Below are 25,364 nucleotides of genomic sequence, written 5' to 3'. Positions count from 1 at the left end.
ACGAAACGGGCCGGTCGTGGTCACTGCCACGCCGGCCCGGTTCGGTGATCTTTTGTTGTGCCGGTGGTGCACCGGCGTGGGGAGCCCCGAAGGGTCAGCCCTCGTGGCCCTCGCCACCGACCTGCGGGGTGACCGGCGGGGGCGCCGTCAGCGGGATCGCGACCGGCGCCGGCGTCTGGATCTGCTGACCGCCGAAGTCGAAGACCAGCTGCACCGACTGTCCCGGCCGCAGCGTCTCGTTGAGCCCGGCGAGTTGCAGGAAGCTGCCGGTCGTCGGGTTCAGCACGACGAACTCGTGCGCCGGGATCTGGATCTTCGCCGGTTGGTTGACCGGCGGCTGGCTGGTCGCGGCGGTGGTCGGCTCCGGGGAACCGCTGGCGCCACCCGACGGGGTCGCGCTGGGCGAGCCGGACGCAGCGACCGAGCCGGACGGGGAGGCGGAGCCGGACGGGGAGCCCGATGCCGACGGCGACGCGCTCGGCTGCGGGCTCGGGGCCAGCTTGCCACCGAGCACGACGGCCTGCGCGCTGGTGGTGGTGATGGTGACCGTCACCGGCTCCATCGAGTCGTTGTAGATGGAGACCTCAAGGGGCGCGTCGGAGCCGGCCGGGTAGCCCTTGGTGTCCTTGTAGACGACCGCGAGGTTGCGCAGCTTGAAGGCGTTGTCGGCCGTCTCGGTGTTCACCCCGGAGACGGTCGGCCGCATGGCCGCTGTCTCGGCGATCTGGCCCGTCCCGCACCCGGAGAGCAGCAGGGCGGCAGCGGTCGCCGCACCGCCCAGCAGCAGCGCCGCCCGCCGGGGTCGCCTGATCGAGCGCGTCACGTCGGTCCTCCTCGTTGCGATCCGCGCCCAGTTGGCACCGGGCGCGGTGGCCATACCCGCGCAGACCGGCCTCCAGGGTAGTGGGGGGTCGTCCCGTACCGTACGCCGACCCGGTTAACCGGTGTGGACTCCACTGACCAGGCAGAACACGCTCATACCACCCGTCCGCTGGCGACCAGGAGCACCACGTCGATCACGGCCACCACCAGCACCGCCCGGAACACGCCGACGGCCCGGTTGCCCCGTCGACCGGCCGAGCGGCCGGCGTACCAGCCGACCGGAAGGACCACGGCGGCGGCGGCGATGGCCGCGAGCCCGGCCCACGACGGCGGCCCGGCCGGGCCGAAGACGAGCATCGCGGTCGCCGCGAGCAGCAGCACGGCGGCGGCCACCCGCGACCCGGCCGGGCCGATCCGGTGTGGCAGGCCGCGCACCCCGGTCCGGGCGTCGTCGTCGAGGTCCGGCAGTACGTTCGCGAAGTGCGCACCGGCGCCGAGCAGCGCTCCCGCCGCGACCAGCCAGCCGGGCGGGGCGGGCGAGCCGGGCAGGGCGAGTACGACGAAGGCCGGCAGGGTCCCGAACGAGATCGCGTACGGCAGCACCGAGACCGGGGTGGACTTGAGCGGCCAGTTGTAGAGCAGCGCGGACAGCAGTGCCACGCTGATCGCGACCGTCGCGGTCGGGTTGAGCAGCAGGGCCAGCGCCGGGGTGGCGAGCGCGGCGGCGAGCCCGCACAGCAGCACCAGGCGGCGGTCGAGTGTTCCGTTGGCCAGCGGCTTGTCGGTCCGGCCGACGGCGGTGTCGCGGTCCGCGTCGAGCCCGTCGTTGAGCCAGCCGACCGCCAACTGCGTCGCCAGTACGGTCACGGCCACCGTCGCGATGCCGCCGGGCCGGTGTCCGACCCCCCACGCCAGTAGTGCCGACACCCCGGTGACGGCGGCGGCCGGCTCCGGGTGACTTGCCCGGACCAGCCCTAACAGCATTCGCGACATAGAAGAAGTCTGTTCGTTACCGGCGAGTCGTGCCAGGCTCAACGCCATGGCGAGTGAGGATCCCTGAGGTGGGCGACGCCAAGACGGCGCGTGCCGGGATCCCGGTCCGGCCGCGTAATGATCCACGACAGTACGACGATCTGGCCGACGAGTGGTGGCGGCCGGACGGTGTCTTCGCGATGCTGCACTGGCTGGCGCGGGCACGGGCCGAGATGGTTCCGCCGGCCACCCGTACCGGGGCGGTGCTGGTGGACATGGGCTGCGGCGCCGGGCTGCTCGCCCCGCACGTGGCGGGTCGCGGGTACCGGCACGTCGGGGTGGACCTGACCGGGTCGGCACTCGTCCAGGCGGCCGGGCACGGGGTGACGCCGGTCAACGGCGACGCCACCGCGCTGCCGTTGACCGACGGGTGCGCCGACGTGGTGGCAGCGGGCGAGCTGCTGGAACACGTACCGGACTGGCGGGTGGCGGTGGCGGAGGCGTGCCGGGTGCTCCGGCCGGGCGGCACGCTGGTGCTGGACACGCTCAACGACACGGCGATCAGCCGGCTGGTGGCGGTGACGCTGGCGGAGCGGGTGCGCGGGGTGCCCCGGGGCATCCACGACCCGCGGTTGTTCGTGAACGCACGGGCGCTGGTCGCCGAGTGCGCCCGGCACGGGGTGGCGCTGCGGTTGCGCGGGATCCGCCCGGCGGTGCCGGGCCTGCTGCGCTGGCTGGCCCACCAGTCGACCGCCGCCCGCCGACCGGTGCCCGGCCGGTCGAGCGGTGGCGAGGCGTCGAGCGGTGGCGGGGCGTCCAGCGGCGGTGGCGGGGCGTCCAGCGGCGGTGGCGGGGCGTCGGGTGTCAGCGGGGCGTCGGGCGGTGGCGGGGCGGTGGGCCGGGCCGGTGGCGGGCGGGGTGCACCTCGGATCGTGCCCACTCGGTCGACGGCGGTGCTCTACCAGGGCCGTGGGGTGAAGCATGGGTAGGTGTGGAGGGCGGCACGGGTAGGCAGGCGGATGGCCCGGCGGTACGGGTGACGTGCAGGAGGGGGCAGGTATGGCGGTGGACGCGCTCGGAACCGCGCGCCGGTTGGCGCCACGGTTGGCCGCGCGAGCGGCCGAGCACGACCGCGAGGGCACGTTTCCCGTTGAGGATTTCGTGGACCTCCGGGATGCGGGCCTGTTCGGGCTGATGGTGCCGGCGACGCTGGGTGGCATCGGTGCCCGCTTCGCCGAGTACGCCGCGGTCGCCACCGAACTCGCTCGGGGCAACGGTGCGACCGCGCTGGTGTTCAACATGCACGCCTCGGTCACCGGTGCGCTCGGCGCGGTGACCGAGGAGTTGGCCGAGGCGCTCGGCGTACCGGACGAGGCGCTCGCGGCGCGGGACCGGTTGCTCGCCGAGGCGGCGTCCGGCGCCTGGTACGGCGTGGCGATGAGCGAACGGGGTGCCGGCGCCCGGCTGTCCCAACTCTCCACGGTGTACGAGCCGGTGGACGGCGGTTTCCACATCAAGGGAGCGAAGACCTTCTGCTCCGGTGCCGGGCACGCGGACGCGTACCTGGTGGCGGCCCGGAGCGTGGCCGACCAGTCGGTGGTGTCGCAGTTCCTGGTGCCCGCGTCCGTGGACGGGCTGCGGGTCGAGCCGACCTGGGACTCGCTCGGCATGCGGGCGACCGCCTCGCACGACCTGCACCTGGACGTGACGGTGCCGGCGGACCGGCTGCTCGGTGGGGTGGAGGGGCTGGCGCTGGTGGTGGCGCAGTTGATGCCGCACTGGCTGGTGGCGAGTTACGCCGCGGTCTACGTGGGGGTGGCCCAGGCGTCGATCGACGCGGCGGTCGCCCACGTCAACGCCCGTAACCTGGGCGAGCTGCCGGCGATCCGGGCCCGGATCGGCCGCGCGGACGCGGCGGTGGCCGCCGCCCGGCTGGTGGTGGCCGAGGCGGCCCGCCGGGTGGACGACGAGCCGGGTGACGCGGAGACCAACCGTTGGGTGTGGCGGGCCAAGCTGCTTGCCGGTACGACGGCGGCGGAGGTGGCCGCGTCGATGCTGGAGGCCGCCGGTACGTCGGCGACCCGGCGGGGCCATCCGCTGGAGCGGCTGTACCGGGACGCGCGCTGCGGGTCGCTGCATCCGGCGACCTCGGACGTCTGTGCCGACTGGCTCGGTGTGGCGGCGATCGGTGGAGATCCGGACCGGGACGGGTCGGCCCCCCGATGGTGAGCGCCGGCGGTACGGGCGGGTTGCCGGTGATCGCCGGCCTGGGTGTCGCACTGCCGCCCCGGGCGGCGCAGGCCGACCTCTGGACCGGTTTCTTCGCCGAGCACTTCGACGGTACGACCCGCGCGCTGGCCGAGCGGATCTTCGCGAACTCGGGGGTGGTGACCCGGCAGGCGGCGGTCAACCCGCTGCTGGAGGACGTCTCGACCTGGCCGACCGAGCGGCGGATGCGGCGTTACCTGGTGGAGGCGTTGCCGCTGGGTAAGGAGGCGGTCGGCCGGGCGTTGACCGGTGCCGGGCTCGCCGCCGGCGACGTGGGCCTGTTCGCGGTCTGTTCCTGCACCGGGTACGCCACACCGGGGCTGGACATCCTGCTGGCGCGGGACATGGGCATGTCGACCGCGACCCAGCGGATCTTCATCGGGCACATGGGCTGTTACGCGGCGCTGCCGGGACTGGGCGCGGTGAGCGACTTCGTGGCCGCCCGGGGGCGACCGGCGCTGCTGCTCTGCGCCGAGCTGACCAGCCTGCACATCCAGCCGTCGTCCGCGCGGGTGGACACCCAGCAGATCGTCTCGCACGCGCTCTTCTCGGACGCGGCGGTGGCCGTGGTGCTCACCCCGAGCGGACGCCCCGGGTACGCGGTCCGCGAGGTTGTCGCGGTGACGGACACCTCGACGGCTGACCACATGACCTGGGACGTCACTGACACCGGCTTCCGGATGGGTCTGTCGCCCCGGGTGCCGCAGGTGCTCGCGGCGCACGTGGGCGGCCTGGTGGACGACCTGCTGTCCCGCAATGGGCTGGGCATCGCCGACGTGGACGGCTGGGCGGTTCATCCGGGAGGACCCAGGATCCTGAGCGTGGTGGAGCGCGAGCTGGGCCTGTCGCCGGAGGCGCTGGCCGACTCCCGGGCGGTCCTGGCCGACCACGGCAACTGTTCGTCACCGACGGTGCTGCTGATCCTGGACCGGTTGCGGACCAGGCCGGTGCCGCCGCGCCGGGTGGTCATGCTCGCGTTCGGCCCCGGCCTGACCCTGTACGCGACCCTGCTCGAATTCGCCGCCACGTGCTGACCGGCACGCACCCCGACCCGTCGGGCGCCGACCCGCCAGTTCCGGGTCCGTCGGGTCCGGGTCTGTCGGGTCCGGGTCTGTCGGGTCCGGGTCCGTCGGGTCCGGGTCCGTCGGACGTCGACACCCCGGCCGGGGTCGACCGGGGCGTCGACGTCCTGCTGGCCGTGGGTACGGCGGCGGTGCTGGCGGTTGGTGGCTGGTGGTGGGCGGCCTCGGCGCCCACGCCGACCGGGCCGGTCGCCGCGCCACGGACCGCGTCGCCGGTGGTGCCGCCGGACCTGGCGTACGACTCGTACGACTCGGTGGATCCGGAGACCGGGGCGATGGTGCCCGATGCCGGCCGGGGGCTGCCGGAGTTTCCGGGCACCGTACGGCGGGACCAGTTCGCGGTGCACGAAGGCACCATCATCGACTGGCCGGTCCAGGTCGAGTCGGGTGCGCGCTACCTATTGCAGTACGTCTGCGACGGTCCCGGTGAGTTGACCATCCGGGTCGACGGCACCCGTACCGGTTTTACCGAGATGGCGCTGGTCTGCGGTGACGGGTTCGCCAGCACCGCGGTGACCGCGGCCGGTACGCGGATGGGTATCCAGGTGTCCCGGGCCCGCCCGCAGCCGGGGCCGGTCGAGGTGGCGATCCAACTGCTCGCCCTGTCCTGACCCGTTCCGTGCCGACCCGTCCCGCACCGAACCTGTTCCGGGCAGGAGGGTGCCGACGGGACGGGTTCAGCGTCGGGTGAGTTCGGGCAGGTCTAGCTGGTAGTCGGTGGGCGAGCCCAGGGCGGGCAGGATCCGTACGATCTCGCCGGAGCGGTCGACCAGCACGGCGGTGGCGGCGCCGGGCCGTCCCTCCACCTGGATGAAGCCGCGCAGTTCGGCGGCCGGGTCGGCCAGCGCGCGGATGGGTGCGCCGACCACCGGTGGTGGGCTCGGCAGCGGGCTGGGCCGGGACCGGCCGCTGGTCACCACGATCACGGTCACCCCGGTGGGTGCGGTCATCGCGACGGCGGTCACCTGGTCGCCGCAGGCGCAGGTGTCGGTCAGCAGGATCACCGCCGGGAGCAGCCCGCGCAGGGCGACCGGGGCGGCGAACGAGTCGACCAGGTCGAGCGCGGGCAGCGTACGTCCGGGGCTGCCGCCGGTGCTGGTGCGCGGGGCGGCGGGTTGGCGTTGCTGGCCGGGCCAGACCACCGCGAAGAGGCTGCCGAGCGCGGCGATCAGCGCCAGCGGCATGATCAGCAGGGTGAGCCGGACTGCGGTGAGGCTGCCGGTGCGGCCCAGGCCGAGGCGTCGGCGCCAGGTTGCCCGCCGAGTCTGTTGGCGCAGTTCGCGGCGGATCAGGGCTGCTTCGGCGGCGAGTTCGGCCGGATCGTCGGGGATGACGATCGGACCCCAGCCCGGCGGCAGGTCGGGCAGGCCGTCCGGCTGACCGCCGAACTCGGGCGAACCTTCGCTGTTTCCCGGCGTGCCCATCGTGCCCCCTGGCCGGTCACGTGATAATGGATCGGGCTCCTCGTCCAGCGTCCCGTACCGGGGCCCGTACCGCTAGTCTCCGGCGCCCCCTAAGGGGGAGAGATATGATTGAACCACCGGAACGCCCCACATCCGATTCTTCCGACTAGGCTCGCCGGCCGGTGATCCGGAGGTTACGCAGCGTGGTGAAACCTGTGGATCCGCGGCCTGTCAAGCGGAAGAAAGACCTCTCACAGGGCCTCTGAGCTGCGCTAATGGTCAGGACTGAGGTGGGACATCAGTGCCTGAGCGTGTTACCCTAGACACAGCGAAAGGGGTTTCGAACCTATGGTTTTCAGTGTCGGCGAGACCGTTGTTTACCCCCACCACGGGGCCGCACTCATCGAGGCAATCGAGACTCGGGTCATCAAGGGCGAGCCAAAGCAGTACCTCGTCCTCAGGGTCGCGCAGGGTGACCTGACGGTCCGGGTGCCCGCTGAGAATGCCGAGATCGTCGGCGTCCGCGAAGTGGTCGGCGAAGAGGGCCTGGGTAAGGTCTTCGATGTCCTCCGCGCCCCTCACACCGAGGAGCCGACCAACTGGTCGCGGCGTTACAAGGCGAATCTGGAAAAGCTGGCCTCCGGAAACCCCCTTAAGGTGGCTGAGGTCGTTCGCGACCTCTGGCGCCGGGAGCGGGAGCGGGGCCTGTCGGCGGGCGAGAAGCGGATGCTCGCCAAGGCCCGCGACATCCTGGTCGGCGAGGTCGCGCTCGCCGAGAAGAGCACCAAGGACGAAGCTGAGAACCTTCTCGACAAGGTGCTCACCGAGGCGTAACACCCGGGTAGGGATGATCCGCCGCAATCCCACCCATGGCTCGCAGAGAAGACGAGGACCGCGACGTGACCGCGCAGCTCAATCCGCGCGGTGACGTCGCGGTCCTCGTTCCTGCGGCGGGCGCGGGCGTACGACTCGGGCCCGGCGCACCGAAGGCGCTCCGGCTGCTCGCCGGGGAGCCGCTGCTGGTGCACGCGGTGCGCCGGATCGCCACCGCTCCGTCCGTACACACGATAGTGGTGGCGGCGCCGCCGGCCGAGGTCGAGGCGGTGCGGCGGCTGCTGGCCCCGATCGCCGAACTGACAGTGGTGGTCGGTGGTGCCACCCGACAGGCGTCGGTCGCCGCCGCGCTGGCCGCCGTACCGGACGGGCCGTCGATCGTGCTGGTGCACGACGCGGCGCGGGCACTGATCCCGCCGGTGCTGGTCGAGTCGGTCGCCGCGACGATCCGGGCCGGGCACGACGCCGCGATCCCGGTGCTGCCGGTGATCGACACGGTCAAGGAGGTCGACGCCGACGGGATGGTGCTCGGCACCGTCGACCGGTCCGCGTTGCGGGCCGTACAGACCCCGCAGGGCTTCCGCCGGGCGGTGCTGGCCGCCGCGCACGCCGCCGCCGTCGACTCGCTCACCGACGACGCGGGCCTGGTGGAGAAGCAGGGCGTACGGGTCACCTGCGTGCCCGGCTCGCCGTACGCGATGAAGATCACCGCTCCGTTCGACCTGGCCCTGGCCGAGCACCTGTTGCAGAGCCAGCCGGGGCCCGGCGCCGCCTGACCGACGGCACGACGCCCGCTCGGTACCCTGTCCCGGTGATCGTTCCCCGGGTCGGCATCGGCACCGACGTACACGCCTTCGAAGCTGGCCGGGCCTGCTGGGTGGCGGGCCTGCACTGGCCCGGCGTCGACGGGCTGGCCGGGCACTCCGACGGTGACGTCGCCGCGCACGCCGCCTGCGACGCGCTGCTCTCCGCCGCCGGGCTCGGCGACCTCGGCGCCAACTTCGGCACCGACCGGCCGGAGTGGGCCGGTGCCGCCGGGGTGGTGCTGCTCGCCGAGACCGCCCGCCGGGTACGGGCCGCCGGCTTCGAGATCGGCAACGTGTCGATCCAGGTGATCGGCGTACGGCCGAAGATCGGGCCCCGGCGCGACGAGGCGCAGCGGGTGCTCACCGAAGCGGTGGGCGCCCCGGTGACGGTCTCCGGCACCACCACCGACGGTCTCGGACTGACCGGTCGGGCCGAGGGGCTGGCCGGGCTCGCGGTGGCCCTGATCCATTCCCGGTGACTCTCGTTCCGTTCACGGTGACAGGCTCGGCCATCCACGGCCGCCGACCTCCGTTCGTACGGCCCGTCTAGGCTCGAACGGTGTCCAGCGATGCCGCACCCGAACAGCACGCTTCCGCCGAGGACTACCTCCAGCGGGCCGACCTGATGGCCGAACTCGGCCGTTACGACGACGCCGTGGCCGAACTCGGCTTCGCCATCACCCTCGACCAGGCCAGCGTCCGGGCGTGGACCATGCTCGCCCGGGTGCAGTTGGCGGCGCAGCGGCCGGAGGAGGCACTGGCCGCCGCCGACACCGCGGTCGCCGTGTCGACCGCGACGGCCGCCATCCCCGGTGCCGCGCCCGACTGGGCGCCCCCGCTGGTCGCCCGGGGACTGGCCCTGGTCGACCAGCGCCGGTTCAAGGAGGCCGCCGAGGTCGCCGACGAGTTGCTGCGCCGGGGACCCGCGGACGCGTACGCCCAGCGCAGCGCCGCCGGAATCCTGGCCGACGCGCGCAACGGCCAGCCGGCGCTGAACGCGGCCTGGCGTGGGGTCGAGCTGGCCCCGCGCGAGGCGCAGGCGCACCTGGTGCTCGGCATGGTCGCGGCCCGGCTGGACCTGTTCGACCTGGCCGAGCGGGCCTACCGGGAGGCGCTGGAGCTCGATCCGTCGCTCGCCGAGGCCCGTGACGACGTGGGCCAGAGCCGGCTGGAGCGGCGCCGGTACGTGTGGGCGCTGGAGCAGGTCGCGGCGAACGTGGCGATCACCCCGGTACGCACGAACAGCGTACGTTCGGTCGGTGAGAGCCTGCTCCGCCTGGTCACGTACGGCGCCGGCTACTCGATCGCGGCGGCGGTGCTGGTGGCGTACCTGACCCTGGTGAACGGCCCCGCGTCGCGGGCCTGGGCGGCGCTGCTGGCCGTCGGCGGCGGGCTGCTGCTGTGGCGGTTCGCCTCGGCGGTGCCCGGCCTGGTTCGGACGATCCTGCCCGAGCTGCTGCCCCGGGACCGGACCCTGGCGCTGGCGGTGTACGCCGCCCTGGCCGCGCCCGTACTCATTATGCTCTATGCCCTGGTTGGGTCGCCGTGGCCGCTGATCCTGGCCATCGCCGCCGCCTCGGTCGCCGAGTTCGCCGTCCTGCGTCGCTACGGCCCCGCCCCGAGCTGACCCTCCCGCCGCCCGGATCCGCACTCTTTCAGAGAACCGGATCCGCACTCTTTCAGAGAAAGCGTGCCCACTCCCGCGCGGACGGGCACGCTTTCCGTGGAAGAGTGCGGATCTCGGAAACCGGGGTCGGCCGGCAGGCGGGGGTCAGATGGTGCGGCGGGCCCAGGTCCAGGCGTAGGCGGGGTCTTCCACGGCCAGGCCGGGTTCGCAGAGGTCGAGCGGGCGGAAGGTGTCGACCATGACGGCCAGTTCGTCGAAGTAGTCGACCCCGATGGCGCGTTCGGCGGCACCGGGCTGGGGGCCGTGGGTGAAACCCGCCGGGTGCAGCGAGATCGAGCCCTGCTCGATGCCGGAACCGCGCCGGGCCTCGTAGTTGCCGCCGGTGTAGAACAGCATCTCGTCGGAGTCGGTGTTGTGGTGGTTGTACGGCACCGGGATCGCCAGCGGGTGGTAGTCCACCTTGCGCGGGACGAATGAGCAGATGACGAAGTTGGGGCCCTGGAAGGTCTGGTGCACCGGTGGCGGCTGGTGCACCCGGCCGGTGATCGGCTCGAAGTCGTGGATGGAGAAGGCCCACGGGTATAGGTGCCCGTCCCAGCCGACCACGTCGAACGGGTGGTTGGCGTAGACGTACCGGGTCCAGCCGCGTCGGTGTTGGACGTACACCTCGACGTCCTCATCCTCGACGAGGAACGGTTCGGCGGGGCCGCGTACGTCGCGTTCGCAGTAGGGGGAGTGCTCCAGGAACTGGCCCCGGGCGGAGAGGTAACGCTTGGGCGGGCCGATGTGCCCGGTCGCCTCGACGGTGAGCAGGCGCAGTGGATCGGGGGCGATCGGCACTATCCGGTGGATCACCGAGGTCGGGATGATCACGTAGTCGCCGGCGGTCACCCCGAGCACACCGAAGCTCGACTCGATCCGGGCGGCGCCGGACTCGACGTACAGGCACTCGTCGCCGATGGCGTTGCGGTAGAGCGGGGACGGCCGGTCGGCGACCACGTACGAGATGCGTACGTCGTCGTTGGCGAGCAGGTGCTGCCGGCCCAGTACGGGGTCCGCTCCGCCCGCGTCGAGCTTGTGCGTACGCAGGTGGCGGGGCTTGAGTGGCAGGTTCGGCAGCCGGGACCAGGCGGGCGGGGTGAACTCCTGCGCGCCCACGATCGCGGTCGGCGGGTAGCGGTGGTAGAGCAGCGACGAGTCGGAGGAGAAGCCCTCCTGACCCATCAGCTCCTCGGCGTACAGGCTGCCGTCGGGCTGGCGGAACTGGGTGTGGCGTTTACGGGGCAGCTCACCGACGCTGCGGTAGTAAGGCACTTTGACCTCCGCATTTGTCCCATTCAGCGGCCGATGGTGTCCGATAATCGGACGCTGTTGTCCGTTAGTCGTAGCGTCCCGTAAGTTCTCTGTTCGTGTCAACGCAGGTGCCCCGGCTCTTCGCCGGCCTGGTCGACGACGCGGCCGTCTTCCCGCCCGGCAGCGCGTCGCTGGCCGATGCCCTCGTCGCCCACCGGGCGCACCGGACCGCCTGGTACGCCGACCTCGTCGGCCCGCTGCTCGTCCCCGCCTCGGCCCTGACCCAACTGTCCGCCCTGCTGGACCCGGACGAGCGGATCGAGGTCGGCGTCATCGGTGACGTGCCGATCGGCCGGCTGCCCGCCCTGCTGGCCACGGCCGACCCCCGACTGGTGCCCCGGCAGATCGAGGTGGCGGTCGCCAAACGCGGCGAGGACCCGCTGCCCGGCCTGACCGAACTGCTCGCCCTGCCGGCGGAGGAGCCGAGGCCCGAGCCGTACGCCGTCCGGGCCGACCTGCCGACGCCCGAGCTGTACGCCGAGGTCCCGCTGACCTGGGGGCTGCTCGGCGCCCTGGACGGGATCGCGGCGGCGCGGGCGGCCGGCACCCCGATCGCGGCGAAGTTCCGCACCGGTGGGCTCGCCGCCGAACTCTTCCCGAGCCCGGTCGAGCTGGCCGCCGTGATCCGCGCCTGCCGGGACCGGGACCTGCCGTTCAAGCTCACCGCCGGGCTTCACCACGCGCTGCGGCACACCGACCCGGAGACCGGCTTCACCCACCACGGCTTCGTCAACGTACTGGTGGCGACCGCCGCCGCGGCCGAGGACGCCGAGGTGGCCGAGGTCGCCGAACTGCTCGCCAGCGGCGATCCGCTGCGCCTGGTCGAGCCGGCCCGGATCCGGCGCGACCAGGCCCGGCCGCTCTGGCGCGGGTTCGGCTCGTGCAGCATCGACGAACCACTGACCGACCTGGCCCAACTGGGACTGATGAACCACGGGGAGACCGAGTGAGCTGGGTCGAGGGCGCGGCGGGCTCGCCGTACGACGTGCACAACCTGCCGTACGGGGTGTTCGTACGCGGCGACGAGGCGGTGCGGCGGATCGGCGTACGGATCGGGGATCTCGTGCTCGACCTCGACGGCGCGGAGGCGGCCGGGCTGATCCTGGCCGGCGGTGCGCTGCGCGAGCCGTCGCTCAACGAGTTCATGGCGCTCGGGCACGCCCAGTGGGGTGCCGTCCGGCAGCGGATAGTGGAACTGCTGACCGAGCCCGCGCACCGGGCAGCGGTGGCGCCGCTGCTGGTCCCGCTGGCCGAGGTGACCATGGTGCTGCCGTTCGAGGTCGGCGACTACGTCGACTTCTACTCCTCGGAGCAGCACGCGTCGAACGTGGGCCGGATCTTCCGCCCCGGTGAGCCGCCGCTGCTGCCGAACTGGAAACACCTGCCGATCGGCTACCACGGGCGGGCCGGCACCGTTGTCGTCTCCGGTACGCCGATCGTCCGCCCGTGCGGGCAACGCTCCACTCCGGATGGCCCGGTCTACGGCCCCTCGATCCGGCTCGACATCGAGGCCGAGGTCGGTTTCGTGGTGGGACTGCCGTCCGCGCTCGCCGACCGGGTGCCGGTCGAGCAGTTCGCCGAGTACGTCTTCGGGGTCGTGCTGCTCAACGACTGGTCCGCGCGGGACCTGCAAAACTGGGAGTACCGGCCGCTCGGCCCGTTCCTGGGCAAGTCGTTCGCCACCTCGATCTCGCCCTGGGTGGTGCCGCTGGACGCGCTGGCGCACGCCTGGGTGCCGGCGCCGGAGCAGGACCCGCCGGTCCTCGACTACCTGCGCGACGACCCGCATCTCGGTCTCGACCTGCGGTTGGCGGTCGACTGGAACGGCAGCCGGGTGAGCGAGCCGCCGTTCGCCGGCATGTACTGGACCCCGGCCCAGCAGTTGGCCCACCTGACCGTCAACGGCGCCTCGGTGCGCGCCGGTGACCTCTACGCCTCCGGCACCGTCTCCGGTCAGCGGCGTGACCAGGTCGGCTCGTTCCTGGAGCTGAGCTGGGGCGGCAGCGAGCCGCTGACCCTGTCCGACGGAACCACCCGTACCTTCCTCGAAGACGGCGACACCGTCACCATCACCGCCACCGCCCCCGGCCCCAATGGCCGCCCTGTCGCCCTGGGCGAAGTAACCGGCACCATCACCCCCGCCCGCTGACCGTCCCCAGATCGGTCTTCGTGATCATCGAGCGGTTTCGGTTTGTGGTTAAGCGGTTTACCGATCGTGGTGGGCAACCGGTCGCGGGTTGAGTAGCGAGTCGCACAGATTGTGTGAAGTCCTCCCGTCGTACTGAGGCATGTTGCTCTCGGTGATGCGCAGTGCACGCTGTGCCGTGTAAGAATACCGGCTAAAGCACTTTTATGTGCATAAACCAGGGCGAAAGAGGTATAAAATGCAGCTTGATCTCGCGCGCGCTACGTGGCGTAAGAGCACCCGTTCGAACGACCAGGGCTGGTGTGTCGAGGTGGCCGACAACGTGGCCGACGTGATCGGTGTCCGCGACTCGAAGGACATCGCCGGCCCGGTGCTCGCGTTCAACCCGGCAAACTGGTCCGCGTTCGTCGGCGCGGCGCGATCCGGCGCTTTCGACGGCTGATCCAGACCAACCTCAGAGTTTGGCTTCGGGCGGCCCCGCCCAATCCGTGATAGGTCGGGGCCGCCCGCGTGCGTCCGGCACCGGTTGCCGCCCGGCCAAACAAAATCAAAAGCCATTTGGTACGGGGTGAGCCGCACTGCCCGCCGTGATCGGCTCCGGGTTGCGGCTCATCGGGCTCTCATCCGTGCTCTCGCCCGCTCCAACAGGGCGTTCGCTCGGGCGAGGACTCATATCTACCGCCTCGGCCATTCGGGCCCACGGTTCACCTCGGTACGACGGTCGGGAGGGCTGGCGGCGCCGCTGTTCCTCTCGGGGTACTCGTCGGCTCCGCGAACACGAGGCGCGGATGCCACAGGTGGACGCCGACCGAGCGCTGGAGTGGTCGGTCACGAAGCCGTGGCGCTTCGAGAGCGGCGAACTGCCCGCCCGTACGGTCGACGTGAAGGCCATGTGCGACCTGTACGGCGCCGACGAGCAGACCACCACCGCCCTGACCGCCATCGCCCCGCACACCAAGTCCAAGGGCTGGTGGCACGACCACGCGGACATCCCACCCTGGTTCGAGCTGTTCATCGGTCTCGAAGAGGCCGCGAGCAAGCTCCGCGAGTACCGGTTCAGGTTGCCGTCGGTGAGCCCGAGCTCGTCCCGGAGCTGCGCCAGCGGTCCTGGTGGATCGCCGCCGACAGCGGTCGGCGCCGCCGCCAGCCGTGTCGTTCCAGGTCGGGAGTCTGCTCGAAGTGGGTCACCGGGCCCAGGCAGAGCCAGGCGACCGGACGGATGGAGGCCGGGATGCCGAGCAGGTCACGCAGGAACGGCTCCCGGTAGAACGACACCCAGCCGACCCCGAGTCGCTCGGCGCTGGCCGCCAGCCAGAGGTTCTGGATCGCCAGGCAGACCGAGTAGAGACCGGCGTCGGCGATCGCGTGCCGGCCGAGCACCGACGGGCCACCCCGCTCCGGGTCGTAGGTGACGACGATCGACAGGGTCGACTCGCGTACGCCGTCGATTTTTATCCCCGCGAACCGCCGCGCGGCGTCGCCGTCCAGGGTGGCCGCGAAGTTGTCCCGCTCCCGCTCGACGTGCCGGTGGAACTCCTGCCGCAGGTCCGGATCCCGGACCAGGACGAAGTCCCAGGGCTGGGAGAGCCCGACGCTCGGCGCCGCGTGCGCCGCCGCCAGTACGCGCTGTAGCACCTCGTCATCGATCGGCGCCCCGGTGAACTGGCCGCGTACGTCCCGGCGACGGTGGATGACCCGGTAGAGATCCGTGTCCAAGGCAGGCTCCCGCTGCGCTCGTGCCCCGAGAACGGGGCTGATGAACGCGAGGCCGGTCTTCGGACTCCCGGATCTGCGCTGGTCACCCGCCTTCCCAGCCCTGTTCGGGCCAGTGGCCGCGTCTGGTACGCGTGGGTGGCAGCTCCCCGGTCACCGCGGCGGGCCCGTGCCGGATTCACACCGGCTTCCCGATTCTCCCCGCTCGCGCGGGGCACCTCGCAACGTTTGTGCCAGTGCGCACCCTAACGGGATCGGCTCCGGGGCGGGTCCGGCCGTCGCCCGGGTCACGTTCTCGTCGCCTTCCGCGAATGTTCGCGTGGATGGTCGGTCACCCACCGTACGGTGAGGGTTGGGGAGGTGTGATGGCGACGGTAGCGGTGACCCGGCTGGTGCAGGCGTCCGCCGACGAGCTGTGGCGGGTCTTCACCGACCTGCCGGGCCGGTCCGACTGGCTCTCCACCATCAGCGGGATCGAGGTGCTGACCGCCGGTCCGACGCGGGTCGGCACGGTCTGGCGGGAGAGTCACCGCCTGCCGGACGGCACCGAGCTGATCGAGGAGTTCCGGGTGGACGAGGCCAGTCCGCCGCATCGGCTCACGGTCAGCTCGTCCGGCGTCGGCGTGAACTACCGGACCGCGTACTCCTTCACACCGGTCGAGGGGCGGCGTCGTCGGCGCGGCGGCTGGACGGCGGTGAGCGTGGTCCAGGAGGGCGCGGTCACCGCACCGTACGGGCGACTGCTCGCGTTGGTGTTCGGCGGGCTGGCCGCCCGTACCGTCGAGGGCGCGTTGCGTCGTGACCTGGCCGACCTGGCCGCCGTGGTCACCCCGCTCGACCCCGAACACCCGGGTGGCCGGGCCGCCGCCTGACCTGACGGGTGCCGGTCCGGGGCGGCTGGGTAGGGTGCCCGGCGGAGGTGCTGGATGCGATCGCGGGGCCGGAGGGTGGGTCGACGCCGGCCGGCAGTGGTCGTGATCGCGGCCGTGCTGGTCGTGGCGGCGGTCGCGGTGATCACGTACCGGGTGCTCGCTCCGGCCGAGGTGCTCACCCCCGCCCGCGCGGACTATCCGGCTCCGGTGAGCGCGGCGACCGGGGTGGTCGGCACCCTCGCCTCCGCCCCGCTGATCGTCGACCGTCGGCTGCGGATCTACGCCACCACCCGCCAGGTCCGCGCCGACGCGCCGGTGGACGCCCGGACCCGGCGTACCCCGTACTGGTCGTTCCGACGCTGGCCGGCCGAGCTGATCGGCGTCGTGGCCGGCGGAACCACCGTGGTCAGCCGGTGGTCGGACGGCGACCTGGTCGCGCTGGACGCGCGTACCGGCCGGATCAGGTGGCGGGCCGACGGCCCACCCCCGGGACACGGGTACGACGGGCGGCGCACCGGGGCCAGCACGAACTACACCCCCGCCGGACTGATCCCGGCCACCGGACGCGGCGGGCGGACCGTACTGGTGCTGATCGGCGGGTCGGGACTGCGCGGCCTCGACCTGACCGACGGGCGCGAGCTGTGGCGGGTCGACATCGACGGCTCCTGCCGGGCCGGTGCGCTCACCACCACCGCCGGCCAGCTCGTCACCGTCGACGCCTGCGCATCTCCGCAGGTGGCGGAGTTCCACGACGTGGAGACCGGCCGGCTGGTCAACCGGTGGCGGCCGGAGGACGCCGGACCCGAGCTGGGTCTGGTGCCCATCGGCTGCGGCAACGGCGCCTCGAACTGCCCGGCGATGCGTACGACCAGCGGCGGCAACAGCCGTGGTTGGCTGGTGGACCGGGGCGAGCCGGCGCCGATTCCGGTGCTCGACGCGGCCGAGGTGGTGCTCGACGGCGACGTGGCGCTGACGCCGAGCGGCAACGAGCTGGTGGCGCGTTCGGTGCGGTCCGGGGCGGAGTTGTGGCGGCGGACCGGGCCGGTGCCGGCGCGGATAGTGGCCGTACAGCCGGGGCGGGTGCACCTGCTCACCGACGCACACGAGCTGATCACCCTCGACGCGACGACCGGGGCGCAGAGGTCGAGTTTCCCGCTGGTCGCGGGCGACGAGGTGGTGCCCTGGCGACCCGGTTTCGCGTACGCCTCGGACGGGTTCGTCGCGATCGAGCGGGTGGCGCGGGCGGCGCCATCGGACGCCGCCGACGCGCAGTTCTACGCCGCTGGGCAGCCGGTCATCCTCGCCGCCACCTGAGTTCCCGGCCCGGAACACCCGGGAAGGCAGGAGCACCACCGAGGCGCCCGGCCGGGCGGTTTCCCGGCAGTGGGGCCGGAGGGCTTCCAACAGGTGATAGTTGCCGCATTCTGCTCTTATCCGGACAGAAGCGCAAGTATCGTCCGATACGCGGTCGGATATCGGCTGCCACCGGTCGCCGGTGAACCTTCCCGAAAGTGAGAACGCTTCATGCGTCGCGTACGTACCTGGGCGATCGTCGCCGTTGCCTCCGCGGGCCTGGCGCTGACCACGCTGCCGGCCCTCGCGGCCCCCACGGACAGCACCGTGGTCACCTTCAACGTCGTCGGCGCCGGCCTGGACATCACCGCACCGGAGACCGCACATCTCGGCAGCGGCCTGCCCGGCGACGACATCGCCGGCTCGATCGGCACCGTACGCGTGGTCGACGAGCGCGGATCCGGCAACGCCTCCTGGGTCGCCACGGTCACCTCAACCCACTTCGAGACCGGCGGCGGGTCCCCGACCGAGCGGGTCCTGGCCAGCCAGGTCGACTACTGGTCCGGACCGGGCGCCGAGCAGGTCGGCACCGGAAGCTTCGTACCCGGACAGCTCACCGCAGCCAACGCCCAACCGCTCGACACGGTCGTGCCGCTCACCGCGTTCACCCACAGTGGTGGCACCGGCGTGAACAGCGTGGCCTGGTCGCCAACCCTCATCGTGCACGTGCCGCTCGCCGCGGAGGTGGGTCTCTACACCGGGACGGTGACACATTCGGTGGCCTGACCGGGGCGCCCGGCGGGTCGGGGCGACGACGCTGACACTGCTCTGCGTCGGAGCCCTGGCCTCGCCGGCCGTGGCGGATCCGGGCGACGCGGAGGGCACCATCGGGATCCAGCTGCTGGAGGCACCGGCCGACCGCCGGCTCGACCCCCGGGCCCACACGTACATCATCGACCACCTGGCGCCGGGCACCGACGTCGAGCGCCAGGTGAAGATCGCCAACCGGTCCGATCGCAGGCAACGCCTCCAGCTCTACGCCGGGGCGGCGACCGTCGACCGGGAACAGTTCCGGTTCGCCGAGGGGCGGACGGCCAACGAGCTGACCTCCTGGGTCACCCTGAGCGAGGACGAAATCGACCTCGACGCCGGTGAGTCCGCCGAGGTCAGCGCCGTGGTCAGGGTGCCGGCGAAGGCGTCGGCCGGCGAGCGGTACGCGGTCATCTGGGCCTCGGCCACCTCCGCCCCGGTAGCCGGTGCCAACGTCACCAAGGTGCACCGGGTCGGCATCCGGCTCTACCTGGACATCGGGGCCGGTGGCGAACCGGCGTCCTCCTTCGACATCGGGGAGTTCACCGCCGGACGGGCCCCGAACGGGCAGGCATCGCTCACCATCGGAGTACGCAACACCGGTGGCCGAGCCCTGGACATGACCGGGAAGGTCTCGCTCGCCGATGGGCCCGGCGGGGTCAGGGCGGGTCCGTTCGACGTGGTCGACGGCACCACCCTCGCCCCCGGCGACAGCGGATCCGTACAGGTCGCGCTGCCGCGAGAACTGCCGAACGGGCCGTGGCGGGCGGAGGCGGAACTGAGCAGCGGTCTCGTACGGCACTCGGCCGTCGCGCAGATCACCTTCCCGCCGCCCGGCGGTGCCAAGCGGACCAGCTCCCCGATGCAGAGCGTGACGGTGCTGCTGGCCGGCGCGCTCGGCGTCGGCCTGGTGGTCCTGCTCGGTCTGGTGCTGGTGCTGAGCCGGTCCCGACGACACCGAGAACCCGCCGCCGCCGCCCACCGGGTGGACTGAGGCGACCCGGACCGGACGAACGGACTGTCGGGGGCGGGACGCATTCGGTGGCGTCCCGCCCCGAAGTGTCTAGAGTGCCGTCTCGGCGACGGCAAGGAAGGCGTCGTTCTCCGCCGGGGTGCCGATGGTGACCCGTACGCCCTCACCGGCGAACGGCCGGACGATCACGCCCCGCGCCTCGCAGGTACGGGCGAACTCCGCCGCCCGGTCACCCTGCCCCGGCACGCCCGGCAGCGGCAGCCAGACGAAGTTCGCCTGGCTTTCCGGCACCTCCGGCAGCAGCTTGCGCAGCGCCTCGGTCACCCGGTCCCGCTCGGCCACCACCAGCGCGCAGCGGCGGCGTACCTCCTCGGCCTGGGTGAGCGCGGCGAGCGCGCCGGCCTGGGCGAGCGAGTTGCTGGAGAACGCGGTGACCACCTTGCGTACGGTGGCGGCCACCTCCGGGTGCGCGATCAGGAAGCCGATCCGCAGACCGGCCAGCCCCCACGCCTTGGACAGCGTCCGCAGGACCACCACGTTCGGCCGGTCGCCGTAGGCGAGCAGCGCGTCCGGCACGTCCGGGTCGGTGACGAACTCCCGGTACGCCTCGTCGAACACCACCAGCACGTCGTCCGGCACCGAGTCCATGAACCGGTCCAGCTCGGCCCGGCGCAGGCTGGTGCCGGTCGGGTTGTTCGGGTTGCAGACCAGGATCAGCCGGGTCCGGTCGGTGATCGCGGCGAGCATCGCCGGCAGGTCGTGCCCGTGCCCCTCGGTGTTCGGCACCCGTACGCTGGTCGCGCCGCTGGTCGCGGTGACGATCGGGTACGCCTCGAAGGACCGCCACGAGTAGAGCACCTCGTCGCCGGGGAGGCTGGTGACCCGAACCAGGTGCTCGGCGAGCGCCACCGAACCGCAGCCGGTCGCGACCCGGTCGGCGGTGACGCCGTACCGCTCGGCGAGTGCCTCGCGCAGGGCCACCACCGCCATGTCGGGGTAGCGGTGTGTCCCGGCGGCGGCCTCGGCGATCGCCTCCACCACGCCCGGCAGTGGCCCGAACGGCACCTCGTTGCTGGCCAGCTTGATCGCCTCGGCCAGGCCGAGGTCGCGGGCCAGGTCGGCGGGGCTGCGGCCGGGCACGTAGTTCGGCAGCGCGGCCAGGTCGGGGCGGGTCAGCCGGTACGGCTGGCTACGGTCGCGGCCGGTCATGACGTGGGACCTCCTGGGGTGTCGGTACGGTCTGCCGAGGGCGGCGGGGACGGGTTGTCGACCGACCGGTCGAGCCGTACGACGACGGTCTGTGCGCGCTTGTCGTGCAGGGCCTGCCGCAGCGGTCGGTCGAAGAGCGCGAACGCGCAGTCGATGATCTGCAACAGGAAACCGAGACCGCAGCAGTACCAGAAGAAGGTCGGCAGGCCGAGCGTGTTCCACCGGCGGGCGGAGCGACCGAAGCTGAGCTGTTCGTCGTTGCCGAGCGAAACGACCTTGAGTCGGAGCAGGCGCTTGCCGAGGGTCTGCCCGGTGTTCGCCACCGACGGCACCTCGTAGGCGAACCAGAGCGCGACGGCGATCACCAGGATGACCAGGAGCAGCCAGTCGGCCTGCGCGCTGACCGCGGGCAGACCCTCGGTGGAGCGGTCGCCGGCCAGCGACCGGCGCCAGATCTCCCGGTAGACCGGGCCGATCTCCTGGACGTACTTCCAGACGAACAGCCCGTTGACCACCACGTTGAGTAGCAGCACCACACCGATGTCGATCAGCCGGGCGCCGATCCGGGCACCGAGCGACGCCAGCGGCTTGCCGTGCGGCCGTGGTTCCTGCGGGGGGAGTGGGAAGAACGAGTGGCCCCAGGCCGGCGGCACCGGGCCGCCCTGGTGTGGCGGGTTCGGGCCGCCGGGCTGCTGCGGGTACGGGCCGGCGGGCTGCTGGCCCGGCCAGGCGGGACCGGCCGCGCCGGGCCACGGTGGTACGCCGTTGGCCGGCGGTGCGCCGGGTGAGCCGGGCTGGACCGGCGATCCGGGTACGCCCGGCAGGCCGCTGGTCGGACCAGCTGTCGGGGCGGCGGTGGTGGTCGTACCGCCTCCGCCCGGTGTGCCGGTTCCGCTCGCTGTCGGCGTGCCGGCCGCCGGTTCCGGCTCGGCGGGCGGTGGGCCCGGCGGCGGGGTGGCGTCGGCGGGCAGTGGCGCACCGATCCACCCGCCGCCGTCCCAGTAGCGCTGGGTGCTCGGCTCGGCGGGGTCGGTGTACCAGCCCGGTTGCACCGTCATGGCGCCAACCTCAGTTCGTTCACCCTGGGAACCTTAACCACAACGGTACGGGCGGCCTTGTCGTGGAGGCACTGTTGGTACGGCTTGTCCCACAGTTGCCACAATCCGTCGAGGTAGCTCAGGCCGGGTAGGAATGTGGCCGCGACGAACTGGACCAGGTAACGCTTGGCCGCCGCTGCCCGGGTGAGGGTCGCCTGCGGGTCGAGCGGCACCACCCGGATCTTCATGATCCGCTTCCCGAGGGTCTGCCCGGACCGGAACATCATCTCGACGTGATAGACGTACACCAGCGTGAGCAGGACCACTACCAGGGCGAACTGGAGCAGGAACAGGGGCACCAGCGCGGCGACGAAGTCCGGTTCGAGGGTCGCGCCGTCCGGGGCGGTCTCGAACATCGCCGGCAGGGTCCGGGTCACGTAGAAGATCATCACAGGCACGGTGAGGACCAGGCTGGTCAGGAAGTAGATCCCGTAGTCCACCAGCCCGGCGAGGAAGCGGTCGGAGAACTCGGCCAGCGGCTGACCGGCCGGGCTCACCGGGGGCGGGGTCGGGAAGCCGGGCCGGTGGTACGCCGGCGGGCCGGGGACCGGACGCGGGGGCGGCGAGGCGTACCAGAGGGGTGGGTTGCCGGGCGGCGGCCCGGCCTGCGCCGGGATGTGGCCGCCCGGCGGAACCTGGCCCTGGGGGTTGGGGGCCGGGGTCCCGCCGGGCGGCGGCGACGAGGGTGGGGGCGGGGCGGTCACGCGGACAGTGTTACAGGTTCCCGCGTGCTTCCTGCTCCCGCTCGATCGCCTGGAACAACGCCTTGAAGTTGCCCTTGCCGAAGCCGAGCGAGCCGTGCCGTTCGATCAGCTCGAAGAAGACCGTCGGCCGGTCCTGCACCGGCTTGGTGAAGATCTGCAACAGGTAGCCGTCCTCGTCCCGGTCGACCAGGATCTTGCGGGCCTTCAGCTCCTCGATCGGGGCCCGTACGTTGCCGATCCGGTCCCGTAGTTCCGGGTCGTCGTAGTACGAGTCCGGGGTGTCCAGGAACTCCACCCCGGCCGCCCGCATCGCGTCCACGCTGGCCAGGATGTCGTTCGTGGCGACGGCTATGTGCTGCGGGCCGGGGCCGCCGTAGAACTCCAGGTACTCGTCGATCTGCGACTTGCGCCGGGCCACCGCCGGCTCGTTCAGCGGGAACTTGACCTTGCGGGTGCCGCTCGCCACCACCTTCGACATCAGCGCCGAGTAGTCGGTCGCGATGTCGTCGCCGACGAACTCGGCCATGTTGGTGAAACCCATCACCCGCCGGTAGAACTCCACCCAGTCGTCCATCCGGCCCAGCTCGACGTTGCCCACCACGTGGTCGACGGCCTGGAAGAACCGCTTCGGCTGGACCCCCGCGTCGATCATCGGCTGCCGGTTCACGATCGGCGCGCGGGCTACGAAGCCGGGCAGGAACGGCCCGGTGTACCTCGACCGGTCGACCAGGGTGTGCCGGGTGTCGCCGTACGTGGCGATGCTCGCCATCCGGACCGTGCCGTGCCCGTCGGTCACGTCGTACGGGGCGACGATCGCGGTGGCGCCCTGGGCGAGCGCGTGGTCGTACGCCGCGTCCACGTCCGGCACCTCCAGCGCGATGTCCCGTACGCCGTCGCTGTGCCTGGCCACGTGCTCGGTGCCGGGGGCGTTCGCGTGCACCGCGCCGGTCAGCACGAACCGGGCCGAGCCGCTGGTCAGCACGTACTCGGCGTGGTCGCGGAAGCCCTGCTCCGGGCCCCGGTACGCGACACAGGTCATGCCGAAGGCGGTCGAGTAGTAGTGCGCCGCCTGCTTCGCGTTGCCGACCAGGAACTGGATGTGGTCGATGCCGCGGACCGGGAACGGGTCGGCCGAGATGTCGTGGTCGACCGCGCCCACCAGCACGTCGATGTCGACGTCCTGGATGTCGGGCGAGGGTCGATCGATCGCCTGGGTCATGGTCGCGACTCCCTCCGTGCCGGCGCCCGCGGGTGAGCAGCCGTCCTGTGGCGAGGATCTCGTCCCGGCACCGGGTGGGCAACTGTCGGGTTATTAGCTGGTCAGCTTGCGCATTCGGTATGGTCAACTACCGTGACCGCTATACAGGATGTACAGCTGGATCGGTTGGACGCCAGACTGATCGACCTGCTCGCCGCCGAACCCCGGATCGGGGTGCTCGAATGCTCCCGCAGACTGCGGGTGGCCCGCGGCACGGTCCAGGCCCGGCTGGACAAACTGCTGGCCCGAGGGGTGATCCAAGGCTTCGGCCCGGAGCTGGCGCCGGCCGCGATCGGCTTCGGGGTGACCTCCTTCGTCACCCTGGAGATCACCCAGCGGCACGGCCACGACCCGGTCGCGGCCCACCTGCGGCAGATCCCCGAGGTGCTGGAGGCGCACACCATCACCGGCTCCGGCGACATGCTCTGCCGGATCGTCGCCCGGTCCAACGCCGACCTGCAACGGGTCATCGACCAGATCGTGTCGTACGAGGGAATCGCCCGCGCCTCGACGATCATCGCGCTGGCCGAGCAGATCCCGTACCGGGTGCTGCCGCTGGTCCGCTCGGCCGCGGCCGGCGCCGTACGCGCAACTCCGGAAGATCTCGGCGGCGAGCCCTCCCGCGTTTGACCCGGGCGGGTCGTTACGGTAGCCGGATGGCGAAGGGGAGCGCCGGGCGGAGCGCGAAGTGGTTCCTCGCCTTCATGCTGGTCGCGGTCATCGTGCTCTCGGCAACCGGGGTCTGGAACCCCTTCCCCAACGTGGTGTCCTGGATCAACCGCAGCCAACCACTCTCCGAACCGGACGTCATCTGGCAGCAGCGGGTCGGCGGCACGCCACAGAGCGTCACGGTCGCCGGCAGCACCGTCGTGGTCGAACAACGTACCTTCGTGGAATCCCGCAGCCTGGCCACCGGCGGCAAGCTCTGGGAACGCAAGGCCGACTGGTCGGCGGTCGCCGGCGGCGAGACCGACCCGGTCGTCGCCGTCGGCAAACTGCTCCAGAAGGGGTACGAGCTGATCGACCCCGAAACCGGCGCGGTACGCCGCCGCGACACCCGGGCCAGCGGAGTCTGGACCTACCGCAACGCGCTGCTCGACGTCCGCTGCTCCGACCCCCGCGAGTGCACCCTCACCCGGTGGGACCCGCGCGGCACCAAACCGGTCTGGACCGCGTTCCTGCCCGGCGTCGGCACCGGACTGTTCGCCGACAACCCGGAGGTGCTCGGCACCCGGCGGCTGACCACCAAACACGTGGCCGACGACGCGAGCGGCCCGGAGACGATGCCGTCGCTGCTCGGCTTCCCGGTCGACGGCCGGGTGCACATCGTGGACACCGCCACCGGCCGGGTGCTGCGCGACGTACAGCCCGGCCGGGCCGATCGGCTGGTGGTGGTCGGCGGGCGGATGCTGCGGATCGAGGCTCGGGCGCAGGACGGCAGCTGCTACTTCACCGTGCTGGCCCGCGATCCGCTCACCGGCCAGGAGGTCTGGCGCCGCTCCGGGATCAACCTGCGTACGGCCAACGCCGGCGGCTGCGTACAGCGGGAGGACCCGCAGGGCGGCCAGAGCGTGCTGGTCGGCGTCGGCCCCGACGGCCGCGAGACGATCCTCGACGGGTACGACGGGCGGGTGCTCTGGTCCGGCGCCGAAGGCGAGAAACTGCTCGCCGTCGACGACCGGTACGCGCTGGTCCGCTCGGCCGACCGGCAGACCGTCATCGGCCGCGAACTCGCCCGTACGGCACCCCGCTGGAACCGGCCGGTGAGCCCCGACGGCGGAGCCACCCTGACCCGCGCCGCCGCGCTGCTGGTGGACCAGAAACCGAACCGGGTGATCGCCCTCGACCCGCTCAGCGGACGTGAGCTGCTCACCCTGGCCACGTCGGCCAAGGTGCTCGCGGTCGGCCCGGCCGGACTGGTCATCGGCGACGGGCGAGACATCGGTTATGTCCAATTCAGCACGGCGGCCGGCGTACCCGGTCCCGGAGCCGGCGCCCCCGGCGCGCCCGCCGGACCGGGCGGTGGTCCCGGCGACACCGGGCCGACCTGCGGCGGACCGAAGATGGAACAGTGCCACCCGGCCGGCCCCGGCAAGGACGGTTGAGCGGGCCGCGCCCACGC

The 25,364-nt window shown here is 72.3% G+C and carries 26 protein-coding genes, 1 pseudogene and 1 riboswitch; of the genes and pseudogenes, 18 read left to right on the top strand and 9 right to left on the bottom strand.

The genetic code is table 11. The features are described from left to right. Positions 1 to 94 precede the first annotated feature (94 nt). Together OG792_RS31755 and OG792_RS31750 are read right to left on the bottom strand one after the other, a co-directional pair. Entirely contained in the window at positions 95 to 823 is a 729-nt protein-coding gene (locus OG792_RS31755; protein ID WP_329105148.1) for a hypothetical protein, read from the bottom strand. Between the two features lie 152 nt (positions 824 to 975). Next, on the bottom strand, positions 976 to 1,863 hold the full coding sequence (locus OG792_RS31750; protein ID WP_442932334.1) for a UbiA family prenyltransferase: 888 nt from the start codon (positions 1,861 to 1,863) through the stop codon (positions 976 to 978). Positions 1,864 to 1,883: 20 nt separating this feature from the next. Between OG792_RS31750 and OG792_RS31745 the strand changes: the two genes are divergently transcribed. The 4 genes from OG792_RS31745 (at position 1,884) to OG792_RS31730 (ending at position 5,755) form a co-directional block, all read left to right on the top strand. Then, positions 1,884 to 2,783, top strand: coding sequence for a methyltransferase domain-containing protein (locus OG792_RS31745; RefSeq protein ID WP_329105144.1), 900 nt, complete (start codon positions 1,884 to 1,886; stop codon positions 2,781 to 2,783). Between the two features lie 70 nt (positions 2,784 to 2,853). Next, positions 2,854 to 4,023 (top strand): acyl-CoA dehydrogenase family protein, encoded by a 1,170-nt coding sequence (locus OG792_RS31740; protein WP_329105142.1) that lies wholly within the window; start codon positions 2,854 to 2,856, stop codon positions 4,021 to 4,023. Further along, positions 4,017 to 5,096 carry a type III polyketide synthase gene (locus tag OG792_RS31735; protein ID WP_329105140.1) on the top strand — a complete coding sequence of 360 codons (1,080 nt, stop codon included), beginning with the start codon at positions 4,017 to 4,019 and terminating at the stop codon, positions 5,094 to 5,096. The genes OG792_RS31740 and OG792_RS31735 overlap by 7 nt, the downstream gene beginning before the upstream one ends. Beyond that, positions 5,090 to 5,755: a hypothetical protein gene (locus OG792_RS31730; RefSeq protein WP_329105138.1), complete on the top strand. Its 666-nt coding sequence runs from the start codon at positions 5,090 to 5,092 to the stop codon at positions 5,753 to 5,755. The genes OG792_RS31735 and OG792_RS31730 overlap by 7 nt, the downstream gene beginning before the upstream one ends. 66 nt (positions 5,756 to 5,821) lie before the next feature. On the opposite strand, the gene OG792_RS31725 is transcribed toward OG792_RS31730, so the two are convergent. Beyond that, on the bottom strand, positions 5,822 to 6,568 hold the full coding sequence (locus tag OG792_RS31725; RefSeq protein ID WP_329105136.1) for a hypothetical protein: 747 nt from the start codon (positions 6,566 to 6,568) through the stop codon (positions 5,822 to 5,824). A gap of 327 nt (positions 6,569 to 6,895) precedes the next feature. Between OG792_RS31725 and OG792_RS31720 the strand changes: the two genes are divergently transcribed. From OG792_RS31720 to OG792_RS31705, 4 genes are all read left to right on the top strand, one after another. Further along, on the top strand, positions 6,896 to 7,381 hold the full coding sequence (locus OG792_RS31720) for a CarD family transcriptional regulator (protein ID WP_121157498.1): 486 nt from the start codon (positions 6,896 to 6,898) through the stop codon (positions 7,379 to 7,381). A gap of 65 nt (positions 7,382 to 7,446) precedes the next feature. Beyond that, positions 7,447 to 8,157 (top strand): 2-C-methyl-D-erythritol 4-phosphate cytidylyltransferase, encoded by a 711-nt coding sequence (gene ispD / locus OG792_RS31715; RefSeq protein WP_329111558.1) that lies wholly within the window; start codon positions 7,447 to 7,449, stop codon positions 8,155 to 8,157. A gap of 35 nt (positions 8,158 to 8,192) precedes the next feature. Further along, positions 8,193 to 8,666, top strand: coding sequence for a 2-C-methyl-D-erythritol 2,4-cyclodiphosphate synthase (gene ispF, locus OG792_RS31710; protein ID WP_329105131.1), 474 nt, complete (start codon positions 8,193 to 8,195; stop codon positions 8,664 to 8,666). Between the two features lie 80 nt (positions 8,667 to 8,746). Beyond that, a complete protein-coding gene (locus OG792_RS31705; protein ID WP_329105130.1) occupies positions 8,747 to 9,814 on the top strand; it encodes a tetratricopeptide repeat protein in 1,068 nt (355 codons plus the stop codon). A 144-nt stretch (positions 9,815 to 9,958) separates the two neighbouring features. Here OG792_RS31705 and OG792_RS31700 read toward each other — a convergent pair whose 3' ends face one another. Further along, positions 9,959 to 11,128, bottom strand: coding sequence for a homogentisate 1,2-dioxygenase (locus OG792_RS31700; RefSeq protein ID WP_329105128.1), 1,170 nt, complete (start codon positions 11,126 to 11,128; stop codon positions 9,959 to 9,961). 95 nt (positions 11,129 to 11,223) lie between these two features. Here OG792_RS31700 and OG792_RS31695 point away from each other — a divergent pair, with 95 nt between their 5' ends. From OG792_RS31695 to OG792_RS31680, 4 genes and pseudogenes are all read left to right on the top strand, one after another. Then, positions 11,224 to 12,117 (top strand): hypothetical protein, encoded by an 894-nt coding sequence (locus tag OG792_RS31695; RefSeq protein ID WP_329105126.1) that lies wholly within the window; start codon positions 11,224 to 11,226, stop codon positions 12,115 to 12,117. Continuing rightward, positions 12,114 to 13,316, top strand: coding sequence for a fumarylacetoacetase (fahA, locus tag OG792_RS31690; protein ID WP_329105125.1), 1,203 nt, complete (start codon positions 12,114 to 12,116; stop codon positions 13,314 to 13,316). Before OG792_RS31695 ends, fahA begins: the two co-directional genes overlap by 4 nt. A gap of 235 nt (positions 13,317 to 13,551) precedes the next feature. Further along, positions 13,552 to 13,755 carry a DUF397 domain-containing protein gene (locus tag OG792_RS31685; RefSeq protein WP_329105123.1) on the top strand — a complete coding sequence of 68 codons (204 nt, stop codon included), beginning with the start codon at positions 13,552 to 13,554 and terminating at the stop codon, positions 13,753 to 13,755. A gap of 145 nt (positions 13,756 to 13,900) precedes the next feature. Then, positions 13,901 to 14,230 (top strand): annotated as a pseudogene (locus OG792_RS31680) (helix-turn-helix domain-containing protein); the annotation flags it as partial. 139 nt (positions 14,231 to 14,369) lie between these two features. Here the strand turns inward: OG792_RS31680 and bluB are convergent. After that, positions 14,370 to 15,029 carry a 5,6-dimethylbenzimidazole synthase gene (bluB, locus tag OG792_RS31675; protein ID WP_329105121.1) on the bottom strand — a complete coding sequence of 220 codons (660 nt, stop codon included), beginning with the start codon at positions 15,027 to 15,029 and terminating at the stop codon, positions 14,370 to 14,372. A 33-nt stretch (positions 15,030 to 15,062) separates the two neighbouring features. Next, a riboswitch (cobalamin riboswitch) is annotated at positions 15,063 to 15,263 on the bottom strand. A 128-nt stretch (positions 15,264 to 15,391) separates the two neighbouring features. On the opposite strand from bluB, the gene OG792_RS31670 reads away from it, so the two are divergent. The 4 genes from OG792_RS31670 to OG792_RS31655 all read left to right on the top strand — a co-directional run bounded on the left by OG792_RS31670 (position 15,392) and on the right by OG792_RS31655 (position 18,995). Beyond that, positions 15,392 to 15,898 (top strand): SRPBCC family protein, encoded by a 507-nt coding sequence (locus tag OG792_RS31670; RefSeq protein WP_329105119.1) that lies wholly within the window; start codon positions 15,392 to 15,394, stop codon positions 15,896 to 15,898. 102 nt (positions 15,899 to 16,000) lie between these two features. Continuing rightward, positions 16,001 to 17,212 (top strand): outer membrane protein assembly factor BamB family protein, encoded by a 1,212-nt coding sequence (locus tag OG792_RS31665; RefSeq protein ID WP_329105117.1) that lies wholly within the window; start codon positions 16,001 to 16,003, stop codon positions 17,210 to 17,212. 210 nt (positions 17,213 to 17,422) lie between these two features. After that, positions 17,423 to 17,977, top strand: a complete 555-nt coding sequence (locus OG792_RS31660) for a hypothetical protein (protein WP_329105115.1) — start codon at positions 17,423 to 17,425, stop codon at positions 17,975 to 17,977. Positions 17,978 to 18,047: 70 nt separating this feature from the next. Continuing rightward, positions 18,048 to 18,995: a hypothetical protein gene (locus OG792_RS31655; RefSeq protein WP_329105114.1), complete on the top strand. Its 948-nt coding sequence runs from the start codon at positions 18,048 to 18,050 to the stop codon at positions 18,993 to 18,995. A 69-nt stretch (positions 18,996 to 19,064) separates the two neighbouring features. Here the strand turns inward: OG792_RS31655 and hisC are convergent, their stop codons facing one another. The 4 genes from hisC to hppD are packed head-to-tail and all read right to left on the bottom strand — an operon-like array spanning position 19,065 to position 23,203. Next, complete coding sequence (gene hisC / locus OG792_RS31650) at positions 19,065 to 20,183, bottom strand: histidinol-phosphate transaminase (protein WP_329105112.1); 1,119 nt, start codon at positions 20,181 to 20,183, stop codon at positions 19,065 to 19,067. Continuing rightward, a complete protein-coding gene (locus OG792_RS31645) occupies positions 20,180 to 21,241 on the bottom strand; it encodes an RDD family protein (RefSeq protein WP_329105110.1) in 1,062 nt (353 codons plus the stop codon). The genes hisC and OG792_RS31645 overlap by 4 nt, the downstream gene beginning before the upstream one ends. Further along, positions 21,238 to 21,984 carry an RDD family protein gene (locus OG792_RS31640; RefSeq protein ID WP_329105107.1) on the bottom strand — a complete coding sequence of 249 codons (747 nt, stop codon included), beginning with the start codon at positions 21,982 to 21,984 and terminating at the stop codon, positions 21,238 to 21,240. Before OG792_RS31640 ends, OG792_RS31645 begins: the two co-directional genes overlap by 4 nt. A 10-nt stretch (positions 21,985 to 21,994) precedes the next feature. Beyond that, complete coding sequence (gene hppD, locus OG792_RS31635; protein ID WP_329105105.1) at positions 21,995 to 23,203, bottom strand: 4-hydroxyphenylpyruvate dioxygenase; 1,209 nt, start codon at positions 23,201 to 23,203, stop codon at positions 21,995 to 21,997. A 132-nt stretch (positions 23,204 to 23,335) separates the two neighbouring features. Between hppD and OG792_RS31630 the strand changes: the two genes are divergently transcribed. Together OG792_RS31630 and OG792_RS31625 are read left to right on the top strand one after the other, a co-directional pair. Then, entirely contained in the window at positions 23,336 to 23,872 is a 537-nt protein-coding gene (locus OG792_RS31630; RefSeq protein ID WP_329105104.1) for an Lrp/AsnC family transcriptional regulator, read from the top strand. Between the two features lie 26 nt (positions 23,873 to 23,898). Next, entirely contained in the window at positions 23,899 to 25,347 is a 1,449-nt protein-coding gene (locus OG792_RS31625; protein WP_329105102.1) for an outer membrane protein assembly factor BamB family protein, read from the top strand. Positions 25,348 to 25,364: the final 17 nt, after the last annotated feature.

The organism is Micromonospora sp. NBC_01699 (genome assembly GCF_036250065.1).
In the GTDB taxonomy this organism is placed as follows: Bacteria; Actinomycetota; Actinomycetes; order Mycobacteriales; family Micromonosporaceae; genus Micromonospora_G.
Note: the sequence above shows the minus strand (reverse complement) of the source record. Positions and strands in the feature narration are given on the sequence as shown.

Bases quoted from the DNA above. Each gene is read 5' to 3' on its own strand.
- OG792_RS31750 (WP_442932334.1), bottom strand. From the start codon at position 1,863: ATGGCGTTGAGCCTGGCACGACTCGCCGGTAACGAACAGACTTCTTCT.
- OG792_RS31740 (WP_329105142.1), top strand. From the start codon at position 2,854: ATGGCGGTGGACGCGCTCGGAACCGCGCGCCGGTTGGCGCCACGGTTG.
- OG792_RS31735 (WP_329105140.1), top strand. From the start codon at position 4,017: ATGGTGAGCGCCGGCGGTACGGGCGGGTTGCCGGTGATCGCCGGCCTG.
- OG792_RS31725 (WP_329105136.1), bottom strand. From the start codon at position 6,568: ATGGGCACGCCGGGAAACAGCGAAGGTTCGCCCGAGTTCGGCGGTCAG.
- OG792_RS31720 (WP_121157498.1), top strand. From the start codon at position 6,896: ATGGTTTTCAGTGTCGGCGAGACCGTTGTTTACCCCCACCACGGGGCC.
- OG792_RS31685 (WP_329105123.1), top strand. From the start codon at position 13,552: ATGCAGCTTGATCTCGCGCGCGCTACGTGGCGTAAGAGCACCCGTTCG.
- OG792_RS31670 (WP_329105119.1), top strand. From the start codon at position 15,392: ATGGCGACGGTAGCGGTGACCCGGCTGGTGCAGGCGTCCGCCGACGAG.
- OG792_RS31660 (WP_329105115.1), top strand. From the start codon at position 17,423: ATGCGTCGCGTACGTACCTGGGCGATCGTCGCCGTTGCCTCCGCGGGC.
- hisC (WP_329105112.1), bottom strand. From the start codon at position 20,183: ATGACCGGCCGCGACCGTAGCCAGCCGTACCGGCTGACCCGCCCCGAC.
- OG792_RS31645 (WP_329105110.1), bottom strand. From the start codon at position 21,241: ATGACGGTGCAACCGGGCTGGTACACCGACCCCGCCGAGCCGAGCACC.
- hppD (WP_329105105.1), bottom strand. From the start codon at position 23,203: ATGACCCAGGCGATCGATCGACCCTCGCCCGACATCCAGGACGTCGAC.
- OG792_RS31625 (WP_329105102.1), top strand. From the start codon at position 23,899: ATGGCGAAGGGGAGCGCCGGGCGGAGCGCGAAGTGGTTCCTCGCCTTC.